This is a genomic window from Stieleria sp., from assembly GCF_041595215.1.
In the GTDB taxonomy this organism is placed as follows: domain Bacteria; phylum Planctomycetota; class Planctomycetia; order Pirellulales; family Pirellulaceae; genus Stieleria; species Stieleria magnilauensis.
Map to the genome: position 1 here is coordinate 1 of NZ_JBFHKV010001077.1, position 2888 is coordinate 2888.

3 protein-coding genes are annotated in these 2888 nt (G+C 58.8%); all 3 read left to right on the forward strand.

The window, feature by feature from the left end; translation table 11 throughout:
* Positions 1–765 (forward strand): DUF1553 domain-containing protein (locus tag ABX749_RS28190; RefSeq protein WP_372898964.1); only part of this gene is annotated, 765 nt, incomplete at its 5' end.
* A gap of 10 nt (positions 766–775) precedes the next feature.
* Positions 776–2227, forward strand: coding sequence for a DUF1501 domain-containing protein (locus ABX749_RS28195; protein WP_372898965.1), 1452 nt, complete (start codon positions 776–778; stop codon positions 2225–2227).
* A gap of 329 nt (positions 2228–2556) precedes the next feature.
* A partial coding sequence (locus ABX749_RS28200) for a sulfatase-like hydrolase/transferase (RefSeq protein WP_372898966.1) occupies positions 2557–2888 on the forward strand: 332 nt, incomplete at its 3' end.

Genomic DNA, 2888 nt, shown 5'->3' on the forward strand with positions numbered 1-2888 from the left:
AGCAGCAACAACTTCGGCCAACTCGGTACGCCACCGACCCACCCCGAACTGCTGGATTATCTGGCCAACCGCTTCATGGCAGATGGTTGGAGCCTGAAGTCGATGCATCGGCTGATTCTGTCCAGCCGCGCCTATCAAATGTCATCCCAAGGCAATGAAATCTCCTTGGCCGCCGACCCCGACAATGATCTGTTTTGGCGATTTGATCCGCGACGATTAAGTGCCGAAGAGGTACGTGATTCGATCCTGGCCACCAACGGTTCGCTGAACACCGCGGTTTACGGACCGAGTGTCTACCCGACGCTGTCGCCCGAAGTCCTTGCCGGTCAATCTCGACCAGGCAGCGGTTGGGGGAACTCCAGCGAGAGCGATCAGAATCGACGCAGCGTTTACATCTATGTCAAACGCTCGCTGTTGACGCCGATGTTGTCCGCGTTCGATTTCCCGGATCCGGATCAAACCTGCGAAGCACGGTTCATGACGTTGCAGCCCGCGCAAGCCCTGTCGCTGCTCAACGGAGACTTCGCCGCCGAGCAGGCCGCCAAGCTTGCCGACAGCGTCGATGCCGCGGAAATCGACAATCGCGAATTGGTCCGCCGCGTCATCGCCGCGGTTCTGGCTCGCCCGGCGACCGAAGCGGAAATGGAAGACGGTGATCGATTGATCGCCAGCCTTCAAAAGAAACATCATCTTGATGCCGGGCAGGCCAAAACGCTGTACTGCCTGAGCGTGATGAATTGGAACGAATTTTTGTTTGTAGACTGACGGAAGTGAAATGAAGAATCAAAAGCGAAACTTTTGCGGCCGTACTCGTCGTGAGTTCCTTTGGCAAACCGGTGGCGGTTTCGGCGCCGCGGCGCTGTCATCGATGCTCTCCCAAGACGGTTTTCTGTCCGCCGCAGATTCCGTCGGCGACGCCAACCCCTTGGCCGCCAAACTGCCACACTTCGCCCCCAAAGCGAAGAGTGTGATTTTCTTGTTCATGTATGGCGGCCCGAGCCACATCGACACGTTTGATTACAAACCCAAGATGGTCGGCATGGACGGCAAGACGGTGGACGTCAAAACGTTCGGCCGCGGCGGACGAAAGAACGGCGGCCGCATCGTCGAACCACGCTGGGAATTTTCACAGTACGGGCAATGCGGCAAGTACGTCAGTACGCTGTTCCCCCACGTGGCCAAACACGTCGACGACATCGCGTTCTTGCATTCGATGACCGCCGATTCGCCGATCCACGGTTCGGCCATGCTGATGATGAACAGCGGCAAAATCCTGTCCGGCAGCCCCGCACTCGGCTCCTGGGCGACCTACGGCCTCGGTTCGGTCAACGAAAACCTGCCCGGCTACGTCGTCATGCTCGATCCCAAAGCCGGTCCGATCAGCGGGGCGAAAAACTGGAGCAGCGGTTACATGCCGGCGACCTACGCCGGAACCGTCTTCCGCACCAAAGGCGCACCAATTCTGAACCTGGATCGTCCCGACGGCATGACCGAATCCGTGCAGCGTGACTTGATCGATTCGATTCAACAAGCGAACCATCGTCATCTGGAAACCCGCAGCGACAACGACGATCTGGCGTCGCGGATCGCCAGCTACGAACTGGCCTTCAAGATGCAATCGGCCGCGCCCGAAGCGGTCGATCTGTCGACCGAAGACGAGCGCACGTTGTCGATGTACGGAATCGATCGCGAGGAAACCAATGACTTCGGCACCCGCTGCTTGATCGCCCGACGTCTGGTCGATCGCGGCGTCCGCTTCGTCCAGCTTTATAGTGGTGGGGCACACAACGATGACAACTGGGACGCCCACGGCGACTTGGAACTCAATCACAATCGTCACGCCGGTCGAACCGATCTTCCCATCGCCGCCTTACTGACCGACTTGAAACAACGTGGCATGTTGGACGAAACCTTGGTGGTCTGGGGCGGCGAATTCGGACGCCAACCGACCGCAGAATACGCCAAGGGCTCCGGTCGCGATCACAACTCCTTCGGCTTCACCATGTGGATGGCCGGCGGAGGCATCAAGGGCGGCGTGTCCTTCGGTACCACCGACGAACTCGGTTCGGCCGCCGTGGAAAACCCGCTGCACGTCAAGAACATGCACGCGACCGTGTTGCACCAGCTGGGACTCGATCCGAATCATCTGTCGTACTTCTACGGCGGACTGGATCAAAAACTCGTCGGCGTCGAACACGTCGAACCGATCCACGACATCATCGCCTAGAGGCGGCTTCCGCTACGACTTCAACCGCACGACTCAATCTGGCCGAAATACTCAAGCCATTTTGCCCGGTTCACGATCGAAAATGATTACCACCGATGGCAGGGCGAACCCACGGATGACAGGGTGCTCACTATCCGTGGGTTCGCGCTGCTATCCGTGGGCTTAATGGTCATTTCCGCTAAATTAGGCGACGTTGCCTCGGGTTGGGCCCGCAGACTCACGCCCAACGCGTGCCGAAAGTCTTGGCGAGTTGTTCTACGCCCCTCACCCCCTGACGCGCGCGAATCGTCTTATCCCTACACGCCGACCTTCCCCCTCGACGACATACCATGAAACTCTCAATGCTCTTCTCGCTCGTCGTTTTACTCTGCACGCTGGTCGTGGACATCGTCAACGCGACACCGCCCAACGTGTTGATCATCTTGGCCGACGACTGCACCTACAACGATCTGCCGTTGTACGGTGGGCAGAACGCCAAGACGCCGAACCTGGATCGTCTGGCCAGCGAGGGCCTGACGTTCAACCGCGCGTTTCTGTCCGAAGCGATGTGCCAACCCGGTCGCGCGGAACTTTATTCGGGGCTGTACCCGATGGGAAACGGCTGTGCCTGGAACCACTCCTCCAGCCACAGCGACATCGAAAGCATGCCGCATCACTTGGC